This is a genomic window from Levilactobacillus yonginensis, from assembly GCF_003946265.1.
Classification (GTDB): Bacteria; Bacillota; Bacilli; order Lactobacillales; family Lactobacillaceae; genus Levilactobacillus; species Levilactobacillus yonginensis.
Genome location: NZ_RHNO01000014.1, coordinates 1 through 20,418, shown reverse-complemented (window position 1 = coordinate 20,418; position 20,418 = coordinate 1). Strand labels below are relative to the sequence as shown.

Genomic DNA, 20,418 nt, shown 5'->3' with positions numbered 1-20,418 from the left:
ACACAAGCTTTCCTGAGCGGAAAACCTGTGTAGCCGTTTATTTTAGAATTAAAAGTGCTGTTTACTTTGCAGAAATCAGTTTATTTCGCTGGCTGTCCCGGTAAAGGTGGCAGGTCTGGGAACAACCGCCGCAGTTGCGCCACTGGATTGTCGACTTTGGTCTCGCGTTCACCGAGAACCTGCGTCACACCATCAAAAGTAAACATTAAGAGATCCGCACCATCTTCATCCCGAACTTGATAAAACCGAATTCCCGCCTGTAAGGCCGCCAGAATAAAGCGCTGAGATTGCGGATTCAGCCGCCGCAGTTGCGGTAACAGGTCCTTGGTGGCAGTCCGCTCTTGATACCAGCGCCGCGCCACCGACTGCCCAAATGCCATCAAACTATCGTCCTCAATGTGTGTCAGCATCTTAGCCGCCGGTGTCAACTCAGGGTGCATCAACACTTCTTCCAGGTCATCGATGACTCCCCAGTGCTCGGTATGCGCGCCAATTTGATCGGCCATTTCCCGGAGGTCAGCGAAAATTCGCTCACCCTCGTCCTGAAACTTCGTTGGTGTTAACGGATTTTCCAGCGCCACTTCCTGGTTCTTAGCCCGCGCAATCGTCAGTTCATCCGCCAGATTGTCCGGCAACTGTTCCGTCAGCAGGTAAATCATAAACATTTTAATGAAGTATAGGGCGTGACGACTAACGCCATTCCCGGTGAACGGCGTGTTGTCAAAGTCCCGCAGCTCCAGGTACTGAATACCACCCGTCAGAAAGTCCCGCTCATTGGCCTGCCCCTTCAACCGGACTGGTCCATAGAATTCATGGGCGGAGAAGTAGGTGCCGTCATCAATCAACCGCTGTAACTGGGTCAGATGGGCCGGCAGCGACGTGTAGGTTACTTGTTCCTGTGGCAGGTTCACAAAGCCATACCGACTGTTGCGAATACTCCGTACCGGATTATGCAGAGCTTCCGGCTTCAGGTCAAAGAACCCCTTCTCAGCAATGGGACTAGCCCCAAAGAGATACGTCAACAGCCACTGATGTCGCACAAAGTTTTGGGCAATTCGGAAGTACAGCGCGTTCTTGAAAGCAACTAACGAGCTAAACTCCGAGGTGTAATGACTGTACAGCCGATGGATAACGGGATCTGGTAGGTTGTAATTTACGTGAACGCCAGTGAGACACCCATGTTGCAGCCCATACTTTTTGACCAGGTATTCCCGGTAAGGCCGCATAGCTGGCCGTTCAAAGTGGTCTGCCACAAACTGCAAGTCGTCGTGATCCATGACCGGTGGCATACTTAACGGCCAGATTCGGTCTGGGCCCTCAAGTGAGCGATAGGCAACAGTCTGGAGCGTATCCAGTTGGTCTAGCGTCCCACCAATGTTGGGGTTTGGATCCGTAATGATTTCAAGTTGCGTCTCGGTAAAGTCAGTTTGGATGTACGGATGAAATGTCCGGGATCCCAGCTTACTAGGATGTGGCTGTCGACTTAACCGGCCGTGTTTATCAATGCGCTGTTCTTCAATCTCTAACCCGACAAGACTGTGATAAAGTTGTTCCGATAAGTTTTCTTCACGAATAACCGCTAATAAATTGTCCAGCATGGCGGTAACATCCCCTGACCTTCAGTTTGGTTAACTTTACCCTAAAGTGTAAACAATATTGATGCCCCTGTCACTCTTATTGTGTAATATTTTACAAAAAATATGAGGTCCTCACACTCCTGTGTCATCCGTTATTTAGCGGACCTTTGGTTGAATCACTAGGAGCACGGCCAGTTCACTTCGCTCGCCGTTTGACAAGTTTACGTCAGCTAAGCCAACACGGCCAGTTCGACCACTTGCCAATCTTCCTGTTAACCAGATTTCGTAGCGAATTCTACGTATTCTGACGCACCCTATCATTTAGGGGTGACATTTGCTCGCTGAATTTCGTTCATAAATTTAACACGGCAAAAAAGGTCTGGAACCTAAGCCCCAGACCCCCTGCTTATTCAGCTAGAACGTGTCTCGTAACACAGCTAGTGGTACGCTTACCGAACCGTTTCGTGAATCAAAGTGAATGGCTTAGCGCTGTCACTGATTTCAATGTTCGCGTATAGCCGATCCTCAATATCAGCAACGTCTTCACGATTACTGTAAATGGTCAGCAACGTGTCGCCTTCTTTGACGGCATCCCCGACCTTCTTATTCATCATGATACCAACGGCGTAATCGAGTTGGTCATCGGCCTTCTGGCGACCGCCACCCAATAACATGCTGGCAATCCCCATTTCATCAGCCTCAACCTGGCTAACAACCCCACTACTCTTAGCAAGCAATGGAATCTTGAACTTCGCTTGTGGCATAATTTCGGGATGATCGATCACGTTTCTGTCGCCACCCTGGGCCGCAACCATGTCGCCGAACTTCTTCAGTGCGGACCCATCTTCAATGGTCTTCTCACACATTGCCCGGGCTTCATCTAAGTCCTTCGCCTTACCAGACATAACGACCATGTGGGACCCTAACGTCAGGACTAAATCAGTAATGTCAGCTGGGGCTTCGCCCTTCAGGAGATCAATGGATTCCTTGATTTCCAAGGCATTCCCAATAGCGTTTCCCAAGGGTTGGTTCATGTCCGAAATGATGGCCATGCAGTCCATGCCTACACCTTTACCAATACCCACCAAGGCCTTCGCCAATTCACGAGAATCATCCAGCGTCTTCATGAAAGCACCAGCACCCGTCTTCACATCAATGACCAACGCGTCGGTGCCGGAGGCAATCTTTTTACTCATAATGGAGCTAGCAATCAACGGAATTGAGTCCACTGTATCCGTCACATCACGGAGAGCGTAAATCTTCTTATCAGCTGGGGCAATATTACCAGTGGCACCAACGATGGCGAGCCCCTGATCCTTTACCTGTTGCAGAAAATCTGATTCACTGATCTCCACTTGGTATCCTGGAATCGCTTCCAATTTATCCAAGGTTCCACCGGTGTGTCCCAGTCCTCGCCCAGAGATCATGGGTACGGGAATGCCAAGTGCAGCAACGATTGGGGCCAGTGGGATACTAGTCTTATCACCAACACCACCCGTCGAATGCTTATCGACCTTCATCCCAGGAATACTAGATAAGTCCAAATGGTCCCCGGATTTCATCATCGCCATGGTGAGTTCGGAACGTTCCTCATCTGTCATGTCCTTGAAGTAAGTCGCCATTAAAAAGGCACTGGTTTGGTAATCTGGAATTTCACCGGAAACGACACCGTCAACGAAGGTTTGAATTTCTTCCTTAGTCAGTTCGCCACCATTACGTTTCTTATCAATAATGTCTACCATTCTCATAATTCAGCCACTCCATTTCTAATCGACTGCCGGCTTGACCGCATTGGTAGCGGGCGCCAGCTTCAATAGTTGTGCTGCTGCGTGTTGATCAATAATGAGGCAGTTTGGATAGCCACCTAGTAGCGCCGCTCGTACCGCCGGCACCTTCGCGTCACCAGCAGCCACTAGAATCGAATGATCCTTTTGCCGCAGGTTATCGAGATCAATGCCAATGGTCCGTTGGTTTAACGTTGGGGCAACGATTTCACCATTTTCATCGATGTAGCGCGAGAAGATATCCCCCACTGCGTGCTCCTGCAAAAACGCTTGTTCATTCGTGTGCAGGTAGCCCAACTGAAAGACCAATGCGTTGCTACGGACGGTACCAACTGAATAGATTGCGATGTTGGCTTTACGTCCTAACTCAAGTAAGTATTGAATATGCCGCTCCGCTTCCACCAATTCCTTAGTTTGTTGGTGGTCAAAAATCACTGGTAGCGGCAAATACTGGGGTACCGCGTGAAAAGCGTTGGCAAAGGCGTCAATGCTTTCGTAAGCGTAGGTGTGCTCCGTTGAATAGCTAACACTTCCCTTGAGTTGAATGACTTCTACCCCGGTCAGGGTATCAGGTTGCAGGTTTGACCCAATTGCATAAATGGTCTTGCCCCACCCAATGCCGATCACATCATGCTCTTTCACAATTGTTTCTAAGTATCGCGCGGCGTATTGTCCCACCGCGTTTAAGAGTTCATCTGCACCAGTCGAACGACTTGGCACGACGTGAACGTCGACGTGGTAGGCCGTGGTCAACGCCTGTTCCAGCGTTTGCACGTCCTGCACGGGATCCACGATTTGAATACGTACCAACCCCTGTTCCCGTGCAAACTGTAGTAGGCGGGACACGGTTGGTCGGGAAATCCCTAACTTGGCAGCAATCTGACTTTGACTTTGATCAGCTTGATAGTACATCTTAGCAACAGTTAGCCCTTGAGCCAATCGCTGTTCCGTCGTCTCCGTCATTAGATTGCCTCCTCATCTGTCTTACCCTTTAACGGCCGCCTCCAAGGCAACCTTGATCATGTCGTTGAAGGATTTTTCCCGTTCTTCAGCCGACGTTGATTCGCCCGTCATCAAGTGGTTACTGATAGTCAGGACGGAAAGTGCCCGGACGTTGAACTTGGCAGCTAACATGAAGAGCGCTGCCGATTCCATTTCAGTCGCAATGACGCCATAATCCACCAGCTTTTGACGATCCATTTCGTCGTTGTAGAACCGGTCTTCAGCCAACACGTTCCCAACCCGTACTGGAATATTCAGGTCTTGAGCAGCGTGATAGGCCGTGTCTAACAGACCAAAGTCACTGATTGGTGCGTAGTAGATTCCACCGCCAAACGTGTTGTGAATAATGGAAGAATCGGTCGTGGCAGCCTGAGCCAGCACCACGTCACGAACGTGAACATCGGGACTCATCCCACCAGATGTACCTACCCGGAACAACTTCTTAACACCATAGTCGTTGATTAATTCATGCGCATAGATGGAGATGGACGGAATTCCCATCCCAGTACCCTGCACGGAAACTTTTTTACCTTTGTAAGTCCCGGTGTAGCCAAAGGCGTTTCGAACCCGGTTATAGCAAACTGGATTTTCTAAGAACGTTTCAGCAATGTACTTCGCCCGTAACGGGTCACCTGGCAGTAAAACAGTATCTGCAATTTCGCCCATCTTTGCTTCCAAATGATTACTCATGATTAGTTCCTCCTAAAATGGTTGTCGCAACTATTTCAAGTCTGCTAAGAAACTGTGGCCTTCTTCATTACCAGCCACGCCAAAGTTATCCAACACAGTCGCCCCAAAGTCAGAGAATGGTGACCGAACACCGAGACTCCCACCCTGTTTGAAGCTTGGTGAGTAGGCCAATAGTGGTACCTGTTCACGGGTATGATCGGTTCCTCTAAAGGTTGGGTCATTCCCATGGTCGGCCGTAATCAACAAGAGGTCGTCGTCATGCATGTTATCTAAGACAGTCCCTAACCGGGCATCGAAGTCCATCAATGCTTGGCCAAATCCATCTGGGTTCCGCCGATGACCATACATAGCGTCAAAGTCGACCAAGTTAATGAAGCAAAAACCAGTAAAGTCTTCCGTCATGACGTGGTCGACGTGGTCCATCCCGTCCATGTTACTTTCGTTATGATAACCTTCATCGATACCATGGCCAGAGAAGATGTCATTCGTCTTACCAACCGCCACCACGTGAACGCCTGCCTTTTGCAAACGATCCAAGTCCGTTTCACCAGTTGGTTCCAACGTAAAGTCCCGCCGGTTAGCAGTCCGCGTAAAGTGATCAGCATCTGGTCCAACGTATGGCCGGGCAATGATCCGCCCAACCAAGTAGTCGGGACCATTGACCAAGGACCGCGCGTATTCACAAATCTTGTAAAGCTCAGCCAAAGGAATGACGTCCTCGTGCGCCGCAATCTGGAGAACTGAATCACCAGAGGTGTAGACAATCAGGTCACCCTTGGCCATCTGTTGTTCGCCCAGTTCTGCGATGATCTTCGTTCCAGATTCAGGACGATTACCAATGACTTTCCGTCCTGAGAACGCTTCCAATTTTTCGATGATATCAGCGGGGAATCCGTTAGGGAACGTATCCAGTGCCTGACGCACAGGTAACCCCATCATTTCCCAGTGACCATCCATGGAATCCTTGCCGGCTGAGATTTCCCGCATCTTACCGTAGTAAGCCTTAGGTGCTTCAGCCACGGGAACACCCTCGATTGGTGTTTCGTGCAAATTAGACAATCCCAGTTTTGCTAAGTTTGGTAAGGCCAGCTTACCACCGAAATGATGACCCACGTGCCCCAGTGTGTCGGAGCCAACATCGCCAAATTTATCGGCATCTGGTGCAGCTCCCGCACCAACTGAGTCCATGACTAACCCAAAAATACGTTTGTACTTCATTCTGATAACCCCGCTTTCACAAATTAACTTCTAGTAGCCTGACTTTGCCTGTGCTGATTCACCCGTTAAGATAGCAACCGTCGCACTGACCCCTAACCGGCTAGCACCAGCATCGATCATGGCTAAAGCTTCATCCTTACTGTGAATCCCACCAGAAGCCTTAACGCCTAAGCGGTCGCCAACAGTTTCCCGCATCAATTTAACGTCTTCCAGCTTAGCGCCAGCAGTTGAGAAACCAGTAGAAGTCTTCACGAAGTCAGCACCAGCCTTTTCACTCAGCTGGCAACCACGAACGATTTCTTCATTGTTTAACAAGCAAGTTTCTAAGATAACCTTCAATAACTTACCCTTATCGTGCACGGCAGTTGCCAAAGCTTTGATGTCCGCTTCAACGACCTCGTTGTTGCCAGACTTTAATTCACCAACGTTGATTACCATATCGATTTCTTCAGCGCCATCTTCAATAGCTTGCGTTGCTTCAAAGACTTCACTAGGTGTTGCCATAGCGCCTAATGGGAAACCAACAACGGCGATTGGATTTACATCCGTGTTCTTTAATTGCTCAGTAACGAACGGAATCCAGTAGGAGTTAACACAGACGGAAGCCGTGTTATATTTGGCAGCTTCGTCACAAGTTTGCTTGATACTTGCCTCAGTGGCATCCGCCTTTAAGTTAGTGTGATCCATGTACTTTGCGAGTTCTTCAGTCGTTAATGTCATAGTATGAAACCCCTTTCATTTGTCTATCATAGAATACCGGAATCCTGCACATTTGTAAACCCCTCCGCTGCACCAATGTTCATCCCAACAGTATATTGTGAAATAGTTATCTTTCATTTAGTGGAAATTGGGTTTATCGTTTTACTATAAATATCATTGTGATACCAAGCTTTCATAAACTCAAAAAAAATTGACTTGGTTCATGGGCATGACGTTCAAGTGGGCGCTTTTGTTGTTAAAAATTCTTTTGAATATTTTTTCCGTTAAGTCATTTAGACAATTAGTCGTCACCACGATATGCTCATTGACACCTGCCCCAAGCCCACTATGAGGCCTCGACAGACCCTTATCCATACTTTTCCAGGGATTCCTAAACGACTACCCTAAGGTCCCTGAATGGGTCATCTAAGCGGTTATAACTTTGTCCCCCTGAACTATTACCACCCGAAAAATCATGACAAGAAAAAATCGTCCGAGAACAGTCTCAGACGATTGGTTAACTTCTTCTGTTTTATTTACCGGACCAGCCCGGTACTCCCCCACGGAAGTGTTGCCTTACTTCTTGGCCGCGCGCTGGCGCAAAGAACGAATAAAATCGTTTTTGTTTCCAAAAAAAAGGTAATCCTTGGGAATCTGGTACAAGTCGGACAGACGATCAATGGTCGTAATCCCCATGTTCGAACTGTCTCGTTCCCAAGCGGCTAAGGTTTGGTAGTGAACTCCCAGCTGTGCCGCAGCCTCTTTCTGAGAGTATCCAGCGTTATGACGGGCGGCTTCTAGTGTGATTTGTAGGTTCTCCATCACGCACCCTCCTTAGAAACACTTTCATATCATAAATGGTTTTATTCGTTTTGTCAATTGCCAAATGGTACACCCAATACTTTTGTTTGATTGTGGACAACGTATTCGTTATAATGACGAATGAAAGGTTTTTACTAAGAAATTTTACTAAGGAGTGACTGCGGTGCCCCGTCACAAATTAACGACATTTGAGAGAAGTCTTCGCCAAATCATCGCGCAGAACTTAAAGAAGGTCAGCCAGGGAATGACGCAAAACGACCTGGCCGCCAAGACGGGTATTCCAACCTCCACGCTTTCAGGTTATTTTGCCCAGCGCTCCACCCCTAGCCCCGGAAACGTGCAACGCATTGCTGACGCCCTCGACTGCAACAAATCCGCAATCGACCCGCGTTTCAATGACGCCTTCTTACATAGTGATGCCTGTTTTCAAGCCGTTTTTATTCAGCTTTCTTCGGCTAGGCAAGCCACCGTTCTCAAATTCGCTCAAGCCCAATTGACTGAGCAAAATACGCAACGCCATTAAAACCTGTACGCATCGTTTACTGATGCCTACAGGTTTTTTTACTAAAATTATTGTCAGGTTGAAACACCCACCTTCAGTTTTCGGGGTGGCCCCCGTTTGCCGAAGCAACAAAAAAAAGGTCTAGGACAAAAGTCTCAGACCCTTCGTGTGCTTCGAACGTATATTGCGGAAACGTGCGACAAAAGGCAGTCAACTCCGCTTAACCTCGATAGACAAACAATCCAAAACCGGGATTATTCGTCTATCGACGTTAATGCTCATTGACTAACCGCCTTCTGTCCCACTCTCCAGTGAACATGACGCTATTTCTTTACTAAAACAGTCACACTTTCAACGTGTGGCGTTTGTGGGAATTGGTCAACCGGTTGGATTGGACCATCGATAGCGTAGCCCAGTTCTTCGAACCGTGCCACATCGCGGACCAGCGTGGCTGGGTTACAGCTCACGTAAACAACCTTCTTAGGTCCCATCTCAGCGGTGGAATCAATCAAGCTTTCGGCCAGACCTTTACGTGGTGGGTCAACAACGACAACGTCCGGCTTCACGCCATCCTCTTGCCATTGGGCCATTTGCGTTTCCGCCTTAGCCACAGCAAAGGTAACGTTAGCCAAGTGATTCTTCTGGGCGTTGACCTTAGCATCTTCAATCGCTTCAGCAACCACATCGACCCCCAGCACTTGCTTGGCATGCTTAGCCAAAGCCAGGGAAATCGTCCCGATACCACAGTAAGCATCGATGACAGTCTCTTCACCAGTCAGGCCAGCCTTATCAATGGCCATCTGGTACAGCTTTTCAGTCTGTTGTGGATTAACTTGGTAGAAGGAACGTGCCGAAATGGCAAACGTTAAGCCCATCAAGGTATCTTCAATCGTTGGCTTACCGTACAAGGTCCGGGTCACGTTACCCATGATCACGTTCGTCTTCTTAGCGTTAACGTTTAAGACGATACTCTTGACCTCAGGTAAAGCCTTTTGGATTTGGTCGACCAATTGTTCCTGACTAGGCAGCTTTTGGGTACGACTAATCAGGACAATCATCATTTCGTGGCTGTAGTAGCCGCGACGAACCATGATGTTCCGGATAACACCCTTGTCACTAATTTCATTGTAGGCAGGAATTTCAAATTGACGAAGTAAGTCACGAACCTTAACGATGGCTTCATCGATAGCGGGGTCCTGAATGTAAAAGTCCGTCAATGGAATAAGGTCGTGACTGTGTTGCCGGTAAAAACCAGTTTCCAGTTGCCCCTTGATCATCCGCACGGGAACCTGTGCCTTGTTCCGGTACTGCGTAGGATTGTCCATCCCCAGTGTTGGCGCAACTTCTACTTCCTGATGATTCTTCTTAAAGAGCTCTGCAATTTGATGTTGCTTGAACTTCAATTGGGCTGGGTAAGCCAAGTGTTGTAATGGCGCAATCCCGGTCTGACGGTACGTCTTGTCAACGTCTGTAACCCGGTCAGCAGATTCGCTCTGCCATGAAAGGGCCCGGGCAAACCCGTAGCTCTTGGCAACCTTGGTTACTAAGATCGTAATCTCTTCGCCTGGTAAGGCGTTTTCGATGAACAGTGGGAAGTCATCGACTTTAGCCACACCCATCCCCTGATAAGTCAGGTCGGTAATGGTAACGTCAATGCGATCATTCTTTGTTACTGGTGCTTTAATTTTCATAACTACCTCAATTTCCTTTAATGAGAAAGGGATTTTGCCGAAATCAGTTCGCGCAAAATCCCTCCAGTTTCTTAATCTTCCTTTGCATTATCCGCTATCTCAGGCAATTCTTCAACCTGTTTCACGAAATTCTGCTCAGCTTCCAAAAATTCTTCGGTTTCATGAGTCACCGCAGAATCTGGAATAGCGTCTAGGTTGGCATACATTTCAATGTGTTGCCGCAGGTTCCGGAACTTCATCGGTGCATCACCACCATACTCCCCATCCAGATTGATCATCATCCGGTCGTCTACCGGCCGAGCAATCACCTTACTGGTCTTCTTGTAAATGATATGAGGATCGTTGATATGCTTGCCCCCGTTAAGGACCAAGCCCATCAACCGTAAGATTTCCGGCATGCTGGCCGTCTTGACGATGATCATGGTAAATTTCCCATCATCCAACGCCGCATCCGGCACGATTTGCTCAAAACCGCCAATCGAATTGGTCAGGGCCAACAGAAACATTGACGCCTTTCCTCGGAAATGTCCGTCATCGTAAGTCAGATCCATATCAATGGGTTTGATACGTGGCAGCAACTCGGCCCCCTTCATCAGGTAAGCCAAGTAACCAAAAATTGATTTCAAATTAGATGGAACGTCATAGGTCAGCTCGGTCAGGAGTCCCCCACCAGCAATGTTGATGAAGTACGTCGACCCAGCTTCCCCAATATCCATCTTGATGGTCTGATCCTTCAGAACCACCTTGGCCGCCGCCAACGGGTCTTCACGGGGAATGTGAAGCGCCCGGGCATAATCATTCGTGGTCCCGGCAGGAATGATCGCCATCTTTGGCCGATGCGGTAGGCCGGCAATTCCGTTAACCACTTGGTTAATGGTGCCGTCGCCCCCAGCAGCCACGATGAGTTCGAAGCCAGCCTTAGCGGCCCGTGTCGCCTCATTTTGAGCAGAATTGGGAGCCGGTGTCGTGGCGTAAGCACTCGTTTCGTACCCCGCCTGCTCGAACACCGCTAGAATATCGATCAAGTCCTTCTTCAAGGCCTCGCGACCTGAAGTTGGATTATAAATGACCCGTGCCCGTTTACGCATGATGTGCCTCCATTGTCCTAGTGCTGTAATGCAGCCATCAATAATTTATTGACAACTTGCGGGTTAGCTTGTCCGTGTGTCTGCTTCATGATTTGACCAACCAAGAAACCAACGGCCCGCTTTTTCCCATTGTTAAAGTCTTCGATGGATTGCGGGTTAGCCTGCAAAACATCGTCGATAATTGGTTGCAGCTTAGCTGGGTCTGACAGTTGAACTAATCCGTGAGCTTCCACATAAGCCTTAGGTTCTTCACCAGCCGTGATGGCCTTGAAGACCTTCTTGGCCATCTTGCTAGAAATCGTCCCGTCAGAAATCAGGTTGATCATCCCAGCCAGATTAACCGGCGTCAGTTTCGTAGCTTGTAAGTCCACGTGGTTGTCGTTCAGGTAGGCGTTAACGTCCCCTTGCAGGTAGTTAGCTGCCATCTTAGGATCAGCCTTCAGCGCGACTGTTGCGTCAAAGAAGTCAGACATTTCCTTGGTCTGCGTGATAACCATGGCATCGTAATCCGTCAACCCCAGGTCGTTCACGTAACGTTCACGCCGCTTGGTTGGCATTTCTGGCATGGCATCGCCGAGTTCCTTGATCCAGTCGTCACTGATGTTTAAGGCTGGTAAGTCTGGTTCTGGGAAGTAACGGTAATCGTCTGAGCCTTCCTTGACCCGCATCAGAATCGTTTCGCCAGTCTTTTCATCAAACCGCCGCGTTTCCTGACGCACGGAGCCGCCGGACATCAAGACTTGTTGTTGACGCTTTTCTTCGTATTCCAACCCACGTTGCACGTAGTTGAACGAGTTCAAGTTCTTCAACTCAGTCTTGGTCCCAAACTTTTCTTGGCCAACGGGACGAACGGAAATGTTAACGTCGACCCGCATGGAACCTTCTTCCATCTTCACATCGGAGATCCCAGTAAATTGGATTCGTTGACGAAGAGCTTCCAGATAGGCATATGCTTCAGCAGGCGAAGCAATGTCTGGCTTAGACACGATTTCAATCAACGGCGTCCCTTGCCGGTTCAAATCGACGTAGGAGTAGTCCCGTTCATGCGTGTTTTTCCCGGCATCTTCTTCAATATGCATTTCAGAGATACCGATTTTTTTCTTCACGCCGTCAACGTCAACTTCCACCCAGCCATCATGAGCAATGGGCTTGTCAGCCTGCGTGATTTGGTAAGCCTTGGGATTATCGGGATAGAAGTAGTTCTTCCGGTCAAAGTGCGTGTGTTGTTCAACCTCAGCGTGTAATGCCAGAGCGGCAATAATACCGTCGGCAACAACGCCCTTGTTGGTCGTTGGCAAAACCCCAGGATATCCCCAATCGATAACGTTGGTGTTAGCGTTAGGGTCAACCCCGAATTCAACGGGTGATGGGCTAAAGATCTTCGAATGCGTCTTCAACTCCACGTGGACTTCTAGTCCAATGGTTGTTTCAAAGTTCATTAGTTTTGGCCTCCTAACGTAGGTACTTGTAAATGAAAGTCAGTGTTTTGTTCGAAGGCGTACCCTGCTTTGTACAAAGTGCTTTCGTCAAATGGCCGGCCAATCAGTTGCATGCCGACTGGTAGGTTGTTACTGAACCCGGCTGGCAATGATAACCCTGGTAACCCAGCTAAGTTCACTGGAATCGTCAAGACATCGTTCATGTACATGGTCAGTGGATCCTTAATTTCAGCACCGATACCAAAGGCAGGTGTTGGGGCAACTGGCCCCATGATGAAGTCGTGATCCTTTAAAACGGCCTTGAAGTCATTCATGATAACGGTCCGAACCTTGGCAGCCTTCAAGAAGTAAGCGTCATAGAATCCAGCCGATAAGGAGAACGTCCCTAACATGATCCGCCGCTTAACTTCGTCGCCGAAGCCTTCAGAACGGGACTTCACGTAAACATCTTCCAAGTTTTGTACGTCCTGTGCCCGGTAACCGTAGCGAATACCATCGAACCGTTGCAGGTTAGATGAAGCTTCGGAGGAAGCGATGATGTAGTAAGCTGCTACCCCATACTTGTTATGTGGCAAGGAAACTTCGTCCACCGTAGCGCCCAGCTTCCGGTAAGTGTCGGCAGCGGCTAAGATAGCCGCCTTAACGTCGTCACTGACCCCTTCAGCCAAGAATTCCTTAGGCAGCCCAATACGCATACCCTTAACGCTAGTTGCTTCGTTCAATTCAGCAGCAAAGTCCGGAACGGCCTGCGTTGAACTCGTTAAGTCATGGTCATCGTGACCAGAAATTGCGCTCAGTACTGAGGCATTATCCTTCACGCCGTGAGTCAACGGACCAATTTGATCCAAGCTAGACCCAAAGGCAATCAGACCCCACCGAGAAACTCGGCCGTACGTTGGCTTGATCCCAACGATACCGTTAAAGGAAGCCGGTTGCCGAATGGAACCACCGGTATCAGAACCCAAAGCTGCGGGCACTTGACCAGAGGCAACAGCAGTGGCGGAACCACCTGAAGAGCCACCAGGAACCTTGGTTTGGTCCCAAGCGTTCTTAGTCGTTTTGAACGCAGAGTTTTCGGTTGAACCACCCATGGCAAATTCATCCATGTTGGTCTTCCCAACCGTAATCATCTGTGCTTGGGCTAATTTTTCAGTCACCGTAGCATCATAGACTGGCGTAAAGTTTTCCAGCATTTTGGAAGCGGCCGTCGTCTTCATACCTTTGGTGACAATGTTGTCCTTTAAAGCCACTGGAATCCCAGCCAAGGGTTGGTCAGCGGAAATTCCTTGGGCATCAATTTCAGCCGCCTGTTTGAGGGCAGCTTCTTCGTTAAGATTTAAGAAGGCATCGACCTTAGGGTCGGTCGCCTTAATGTTGTCGAGAGTGGCTTGCGTCAGTTCCTTAGAGCTGATCTTCTTGGCCACCAAGTCGGCGTGGAGACTGGCGAGATCTGTTTTGAAATAATTCATCTGTTAGTTGTCCTCGCTTTCATCAATGATGGCCGGCACTTTGATAAAGCCACGTGCGGCATCCGGAGCGTTCTTCAGTAATGCTTGACTCTGCCCCCAGTTATCCGCTACGTCTTCACGCATGACGTTCAGTTGATCAGAGACGCTACTAGTTGCTTCAACGCCCTCTGTATCCACTTCACTCAACGTTTCAAACAGGCCAATAATGTCGTCAAGTTGGGGCGTAAAAGCGTCCAACTGGGCATCCGTAAATTCAAGTTTTGCCAGACCGGCAACGTGTTGAACTTGTTCTCGATTAATTCGATTAGCCATCAATATCCCTCTTTCTGATTTATCCGCGATTCTCGATTTATTCCACACGTATTGCAGAATAAACATACATTGCCATTTTACCATATATCCGTGTCAGGCCAAAGATTCTGACAAAATAAGCTACCGGCATTTTAGCCCTGACGTGGTGACTACTCGTGCCACTTTCTCTTTTCTTCGACCAACTAGCTAGTTAGAACAGAAAAGGAGCCCGGAGCAAGCGCCCCCGACTCCCCTTTAGCAAGCAAAAACCACGCGTTTTCACTTTCCTAAAGTTTAATAACTGTTAAATACGTGACTACTAAATTTCTTTTCGCCACTGGCACGGTTCAAGAAGCTTTGCACCCCATCGGTGGAAGAAACCGTAATGTCGATTGGCACACTCGATGGCAGATACTTTTGTGCAGTAGTCTGCAAGTACTGCGTGAAGCTGATGATTTCCGTTTGACTGTAGAATTGCGTCGTAATATTGACGTGCATGCCAGTCAACGTGTTCCCACTATAATGCGCCTGAGCAGTCACACCACTCAAGTTAGGGAAGAAGTTTTCAACCTCACTCTTAAAGTTGGAGAACGAACTAGCATCGTTACTGTTCGGGCTGCTAGAACCACTTTCAACTGGGAAGGTTACGCTCTTCTCACCCAAAGCGTTCCACTTGCTGACCTTGGTGGTGCCAGCCTTGTTTTCGGAATAGGAAATGAAGTTCCCCCCAACCAGGCTATCGTTAGAAGCCTGACGGTAAATGGCAATTACGATTGGAATATTCTTCAAGCCAGACTTTTTACGCATCCGCGCTAAGACCGTATCCGCCGCTTTCTTGGCATAAGCTTCACCTTCAGCCTTGGTGATCTTCGTCTCAAATGTAGCCCCGTACTGGGTCTTCTTGTAGTAATCAACGGAGTTCACGGCAATCCCGATGGTCATCCCGCTCAACGTCAATTTGCTATTCTTTTGCGTCATGTAATCTTGTTCTTCAAGTGCCTGAATGTAGATTGGATTCCGCTTAGTTGGTGAAGTCGACCCGTTGCTCTTAGGGTTCAAGCCCGTGGTGTTCGACTTAGACTGCCGATCCAGCCAATTCTGAACGGTCGAGGTACTTAGGTGTTGGCCTTCTTCAAAGACGTATTTCTTCGTTGAGAAGGTCTTCTTTGAGACCGTCAACATCCCGTTTTCAAAGCTCTTCAGGTTGTAAGTGTTCCCGGAATCTTGACTATTCGTCACACCCCGCGACTTACTCGTCTGATAGTGGCCACTCTTAATGACCCCTTCGTAATCCCCATCGTTGCTTTGCCCCGTCAGTTGGGTACCACCGGACTTACTACCTCCGGAAGTTCCCGACATACTGGAACTACTTAAATTACCACACGCGGCTAAAAATAATGGAACTGCCGCCAATGCAATAAATGTTCGTAACCGTTTCACGACTTGTTTCCTCCTAAAGTCATCATTTCGTTTCGTCCATGGCAGCGCGAAGTTGGGCTTCGTTCCAGATTGGAACATCCAACGACTGTGCCTTGGTTAGCTTGCTACCAGCAGCTTCTCCCGCAATCAAGAGGTCCGTCTTCTTGGAGACGCTCCCCGTGACCTTAGCACCCTGCCGTTCCAACCACTCAGTGGCTTCCGGTCGGGTTAGCTCCTGGAGCTTACCGGTCAAGACGACCCGTTTGTCTGCAAACTCACTATCACTTGCTACTGGCGTTGTTGGGCCACTCGTATAGGTCAAATTGACCCCCACAGCTCCCAACTCTTGAATCAATTGTTGTACTTGATCACTTGAGAAGTAGGTCACGACACTGTCCGCAATCGTCTCCCCCACCGTATCGATGGCAGAAATTGCTTCACTATCTGCGGCCTGCACGTGAGCCATGTCGCCAAACTCGGCGGCAATCGACCGTGCAGCCTTAGCGCCCACGTGACGAATTCCCAAACCAAATAGCAATCGCTCTAATGAATTATTGCGACTATTATCAATGGCTGTCAAGAGGTTTTGGGCGGACTTCTCCCCAAATTTATCTAAAGTTAATAATTGGTCGGCCGTCAGTCGGTAAAGACTGGCCACATCGTCCACTAAATTGCGATCAAATAATTGACTGACAATCTGTGGTCCCAAGCCAGCGATGTTCATGGCATTTCGGGAAGCAAAGTGATTCATGCCTTCTGCCAGTTGTGCTGGACACCGCGGATTAATGCACCGCAAAGCGACTTCCTCATCCAAGTGAACCAACTCTGCCCCACAGGACGGACAATGCGTCGGAATTGGGTACGGTTCTGCATCTGCCGGTCGTTTGGCCGCCACAAATTGAGAAATCTCTGGAATGATGTCGCCTGCCTTGTGTAATAAAACCGTATCGCCCAAGCGAATTTCCTTAGCTTCCAAATAATCTGGATTGTGCAAGGAGGCACGCGCAACCGTGCTTCCTGCCAAAGGAACGGGTTCCATGACGGCGGTTGGCGTCACGATACCTGTCCGGCCCACCGTCCATTCAATGTCCAAAATTTTTGTTTGGACCTCTTCTGGTGAAAATTTAAAGGCAATTGCCCACCGAGGAACCTTGACCGTTGCCCCCAATTCCCGTTGCAGAGGTAATGAATTGGCTTTGATCACAATACCATCGATACCATAGGCTAAATCAGAACGTTGTCCCTGATACTCATCGATGAATGCCGCAACCTCAGCCATATTGTGGGCGACCTGGTAAGTCGAGTTGGTGGTAAAACCTAATTCCGCTAACTCGTCCAGCAGCCCACTCTGAGTCCGTGTGTTTAGCGGCTCATAGTCAGCGATGTTGTACATAAACGTGGCTAATTGGCGGTCCGCAGTGACCTGCGTATCTAACTGACGTAAGCTCCCAGCAGCAGCGTTACGTGGATTGGCAAACGGTGCCTTACCAGCCGCTTCACGTCGCTCGTTAAGCGCCAAGAAAGCGGCCTTAGGCATGTAACACTCCCCACGAACGTCAATTGTCAGGGGCCGACTCAACGTTTGTGGAATCGACGGAATGGTTTTCAGATTGGCAGTAATGTCCTCACCGATTTGACCATTCCCACGCGTAGATCCCTGGACAAACTTACCATTCTCGTAACGTAAGGAAATGGCTAAGCCATCGATCTTTAATTCACAGTTATAATCAAAGTCTTCATCCACGTTACCCCGAAGCCGTTCGTCAAATTCTTTTAGCTCGTCAATGGAAAAGACATCCCCCAAAGACAGCATGGGAATATCATGTGTGACCTTGGGTAAGTCCCCCCGCGTGGTGCCACCAACGTTTTGAGTCGGCGACTCCGGCGTCACAATTTTAGGGAAAGCCGTTTCCAAGGCGACTAACCGTGCGTACACCCGGTCATAAACGTCATCTTCAACGGTTGGTGCATCGGCGCTGTAATACTGTTGGCCCCACTTGATCAGTTGTGGCCGTAACTCGGCTGCTTCAGCGGCAGCCTGCTCTTCGGTTAAGGTATTAATGGGCTTATCAGTCATCTTAATCCTCCCACGTTAACTTATTATTCAACTCGTTTGATTGGTGCAAATGCCGCTAATAGCCGCTTCACACCTTGTTCTGGAAAGGCAATATCGAGCTCGGCATCTTCACCGGTACCGTTCACCTTAACCACGGTCCCAATGCCCCACTTCTTGTGGCTCGCCTTGTCACCCACGGACCAGCTGAGCTTGCCCGCACCGGTACCAGCCGGTTCACTGACTCGACCGGTCTTCCCGTGATAAGGGGTCGCAACAGCACTGGCCGTCCGCCGAGCAAATGGCACATCTTGCCGGCTCGGCGCGAGCCCTGACTTGGTTTCACTGTAATCCAAGTGTAGCAGTTCTGGCGCAATTTCCGTAATAAACCGGGACTGCGGGTTGTTTTGCCGCCGACCATACAACATCCGTGAGTAAGCGTTGGTCAGATAGAGCTTCTCCTGAGCCCGCGTGATTCCCACGTACGCCAGCCGCCGTTCTTCTTCCAGTTCGTCGTCCTCTAACAATGCTCGGGACAACGGGAAGATTCCCTCTTCCAACCCCATTAAGAAAATAACGGGAAATTCCAGGCCCTTAGCTGCATGGAGCGTCATCAGGGTAACTTCAGCGGGTTCTTCCTCAACATCGTCCTGCGCGGATACCAGGGCCAAATCAGCCAGGAATTCGACCAACCGCTCTTCGTCTTCATCGTGATCTGCCTGATCCCAATCCGTATCAAATTTTTGCGTCACGGACAGAAATTCTTCGATGTTTTCGATACGCGTCTCAGCTTCCAAGTTCTTCGAGGCCTTTAAAGCCGCCATATACCCGGTCTGATCCAAAATAGCGTTGGTGATGTCGGACACACTCATCGTCGCCGCATCATCTTGAATCGCTTTGATAGTCAGGCCAAATTTCTCCATGGCATTCCGAATACGCGCACCGAGATTATTGGCCAGGCTGACGTTACGCGTAGCTTCCAACTCGGTCCAGTCGTTCATTTCCGCAAAGTCACGTAACTTTTCGAGGCTAGTTGCCCCAATTCCCCGCTTAGGTTCGTTGATAATTCGTTCCAAACTCATGGAATCAGCTGGGTTGGCAATTAACGTCAGGTAAGCCAAAACGTCCCGAATTTCCTTACGGTCGTAGAACTTATGACCGCCAACCATGGTATAAGGAATGTTGGCCTTGACCAGCGTTTCTTCAATGACCCGGGATTGCGCGTTGGTCCGATACAGAATCGCAAAGTCCCCATAATCATGGTGGTTCTGCTCGCGTTCTTCCTGAATCTTGGCCACCACGTAATGGGCCTCATCGTTTTCATTTTGTCCACGGTAATAGGAGATTTTATCTCCTTCAGGATTTTCCGTCCAAAGATCCTTCTTCTTCCGGTTTACATTTTGCTGAATCACATCGTTAGCTGCCTGCAAAATCGTCTTGGTTGACCGGTAATTCTGCTCCAGTAACGTCACGTGAGCATCTGGATAGTCGTGCTCAAAGTTCAAAATATTTTCCATGTTGGCACCCCGCCAACCATAAATACTCTGGTCACCATCCCCAACAACACAAAGGTTGCCGTGTTTTTTAGCTAACATGTTGACCAACATGTACTGAGCATCGTTGGTATCTTGGTATTCATCAACGTGAATGTAACGGAATTTATCCTGATAGTAGCCCAAGACTTCTTGATCCTGCTTAAACAGTTTGATTGTCAGCATGATCAAATCATCAAAGTCCATTGCTTGGTTCGCTTGAAGCTCCCGTTGATAGTTTTCATAAACGTTGGACACCGTTTCCTCAAACGGATTGCCAGCGGCCTCACGCATCATTGCCGGCGTCTGAAGAGCGTTCTTTGCGTTGGAAATAGCCCCTAAGACCGAACGGGGGTCGAACTTCTTAACGTCCAAATTGAGTTGTTGCAAGACCCGCTTGATCAGCGTCCGTTGTTCACCTGTATCCGCAATGGTGAAAGCCCGGTTGTAGCCCAACTTATCGGCATCTCGCCGTAAGATTCGGACACACAACGCATGGAACGTGGAGACCCACACGTCACTGCCATCAGGCCCTAAAAGCTTGATGACCCGTTCACGCATTTCTTTGGCCGCCTTGTTGGTAAAGGTAATGGCCAAGATCCGCCACGGCATCACATTTTCGTGTTCAATCAAGTAAGCTACCCGGTGCGTTAAGACCCGGGTCTTTCCACTACCGGCACCCGCCAATACTAACAGTGGTCCCTCCGTTTGAAGGACGGCCTCCGTTTGCTTATCGTTCATGCCAGTTAACAATTCTTCTCCTGCCACCGTGAACACAATCCTCTCTGTAATTAGTCTTGAATAGTATACCAAAAAAACATACGTTCCGCTGGTTGTCGGGCTGATTCTTTCAAATTTATTTACCTTGTACCTGCGATAAATTGACTTGTCATCCAGCGTAAACAATTGGTGACTTAATCACTGCTAACACCTGTTATTTCAGACAAAAACAATGCTTAGGATGGTTTCATTAACATCCCTTCAACCACCCTGCTATGTGGCTTTACCCAATCCCCACAGTGGACAAAATTTTTGACTACCGCTGGCAGCGAACACTAACCAAATAAACATACTAAGATTAGCTCTGTAAAACCGATTTAGGTTTTGCAGAGCTTTTTGAATTACAGTAGGTATATGGAGCT

At 48.9% G+C, this 20,418-nt stretch carries 16 protein-coding genes; 1 reads left to right on the top strand and 15 read right to left on the bottom strand.

What is annotated here, in order from left to right:
* Positions 1 to 80 precede the first annotated feature (80 nt).
* From EKM87_RS08220 to EKM87_RS08190, 7 genes are all read right to left on the bottom strand, one after another.
* Entirely contained in the window at positions 81 to 1,598 is a 1,518-nt protein-coding gene (locus EKM87_RS08220; RefSeq protein ID WP_125683681.1) for a gamma-glutamylcysteine synthetase, read from the bottom strand.
* Positions 1,599 to 2,026: 428 nt separating this feature from the next.
* A complete protein-coding gene (locus tag EKM87_RS08215; RefSeq protein WP_125683679.1) occupies positions 2,027 to 3,325 on the bottom strand; it encodes a pyrimidine-nucleoside phosphorylase in 1,299 nt (432 codons plus the stop codon).
* Between the two features lie 18 nt (positions 3,326 to 3,343).
* Positions 3,344 to 4,324 carry a sugar-binding transcriptional regulator gene (locus EKM87_RS08210; protein WP_125683677.1) on the bottom strand — a complete coding sequence of 327 codons (981 nt, stop codon included), beginning with the start codon at positions 4,322 to 4,324 and terminating at the stop codon, positions 3,344 to 3,346.
* Between the two features lie 21 nt (positions 4,325 to 4,345).
* Entirely contained in the window at positions 4,346 to 5,053 is a 708-nt protein-coding gene (gene deoD, locus EKM87_RS08205) for a purine-nucleoside phosphorylase (protein ID WP_125683675.1), read from the bottom strand.
* 30 nt (positions 5,054 to 5,083) lie between these two features.
* Complete coding sequence (locus EKM87_RS08200; protein ID WP_125683673.1) at positions 5,084 to 6,271, bottom strand: phosphopentomutase; 1,188 nt, start codon at positions 6,269 to 6,271, stop codon at positions 5,084 to 5,086.
* Positions 6,272 to 6,301: 30 nt separating this feature from the next.
* Entirely contained in the window at positions 6,302 to 6,991 is a 690-nt protein-coding gene (gene deoC, locus EKM87_RS08195; RefSeq protein ID WP_125683671.1) for a deoxyribose-phosphate aldolase, read from the bottom strand.
* 555 nt (positions 6,992 to 7,546) lie between these two features.
* On the bottom strand, positions 7,547 to 7,792 hold the full coding sequence (locus EKM87_RS08190) for a helix-turn-helix transcriptional regulator (RefSeq protein WP_125683669.1): 246 nt from the start codon (positions 7,790 to 7,792) through the stop codon (positions 7,547 to 7,549).
* A gap of 163 nt (positions 7,793 to 7,955) precedes the next feature.
* On the opposite strand from EKM87_RS08190, the gene EKM87_RS08185 reads away from it, so the two are divergent.
* Positions 7,956 to 8,315, top strand: a complete 360-nt coding sequence (locus tag EKM87_RS08185; protein WP_125683667.1) for a helix-turn-helix domain-containing protein — start codon at positions 7,956 to 7,958, stop codon at positions 8,313 to 8,315.
* Between the two features lie 302 nt (positions 8,316 to 8,617).
* On the opposite strand, the gene rlmD is transcribed toward EKM87_RS08185, so the two are convergent.
* The 8 genes from rlmD to pcrA form a co-directional block, all read right to left on the bottom strand.
* Positions 8,618 to 9,985: a 23S rRNA (uracil(1939)-C(5))-methyltransferase RlmD gene (gene rlmD, locus EKM87_RS08180; protein WP_125683665.1), complete on the bottom strand. Its 1,368-nt coding sequence runs from the start codon at positions 9,983 to 9,985 to the stop codon at positions 8,618 to 8,620.
* 71 nt (positions 9,986 to 10,056) lie between these two features.
* Positions 10,057 to 11,073, bottom strand: a complete 1,017-nt coding sequence (locus EKM87_RS08175; protein WP_125683663.1) for a diacylglycerol kinase — start codon at positions 11,071 to 11,073, stop codon at positions 10,057 to 10,059.
* Positions 11,074 to 11,090: 17 nt separating this feature from the next.
* Positions 11,091 to 12,512, bottom strand: a complete 1,422-nt coding sequence (gene gatB, locus EKM87_RS08170; RefSeq protein WP_125683660.1) for an Asp-tRNA(Asn)/Glu-tRNA(Gln) amidotransferase subunit GatB — start codon at positions 12,510 to 12,512, stop codon at positions 11,091 to 11,093.
* Positions 12,512 to 13,981 carry an Asp-tRNA(Asn)/Glu-tRNA(Gln) amidotransferase subunit GatA gene (gene gatA / locus EKM87_RS08165; protein WP_125683658.1) on the bottom strand — a complete coding sequence of 490 codons (1,470 nt, stop codon included), beginning with the start codon at positions 13,979 to 13,981 and terminating at the stop codon, positions 12,512 to 12,514. Before gatA ends, gatB begins: the two co-directional genes overlap by 1 nt.
* 3 nt (positions 13,982 to 13,984) lie before the next feature.
* Positions 13,985 to 14,293, bottom strand: coding sequence for an Asp-tRNA(Asn)/Glu-tRNA(Gln) amidotransferase subunit GatC (gene gatC / locus EKM87_RS08160; protein ID WP_125683656.1), 309 nt, complete (start codon positions 14,291 to 14,293; stop codon positions 13,985 to 13,987).
* Between the two features lie 273 nt (positions 14,294 to 14,566).
* Positions 14,567 to 15,712 carry a CamS family sex pheromone protein gene (locus EKM87_RS08155; RefSeq protein ID WP_125683654.1) on the bottom strand — a complete coding sequence of 382 codons (1,146 nt, stop codon included), beginning with the start codon at positions 15,710 to 15,712 and terminating at the stop codon, positions 14,567 to 14,569.
* A gap of 22 nt (positions 15,713 to 15,734) precedes the next feature.
* Positions 15,735 to 17,768: an NAD-dependent DNA ligase LigA gene (gene ligA / locus EKM87_RS08150; RefSeq protein WP_125683652.1), complete on the bottom strand. Its 2,034-nt coding sequence runs from the start codon at positions 17,766 to 17,768 to the stop codon at positions 15,735 to 15,737.
* 23 nt (positions 17,769 to 17,791) lie between these two features.
* Positions 17,792 to 20,044: a DNA helicase PcrA gene (pcrA, locus tag EKM87_RS08145; protein WP_125683650.1), complete on the bottom strand. Its 2,253-nt coding sequence runs from the start codon at positions 20,042 to 20,044 to the stop codon at positions 17,792 to 17,794.
* Between the last annotated feature and the right edge of the window lie 374 nt (positions 20,045 to 20,418).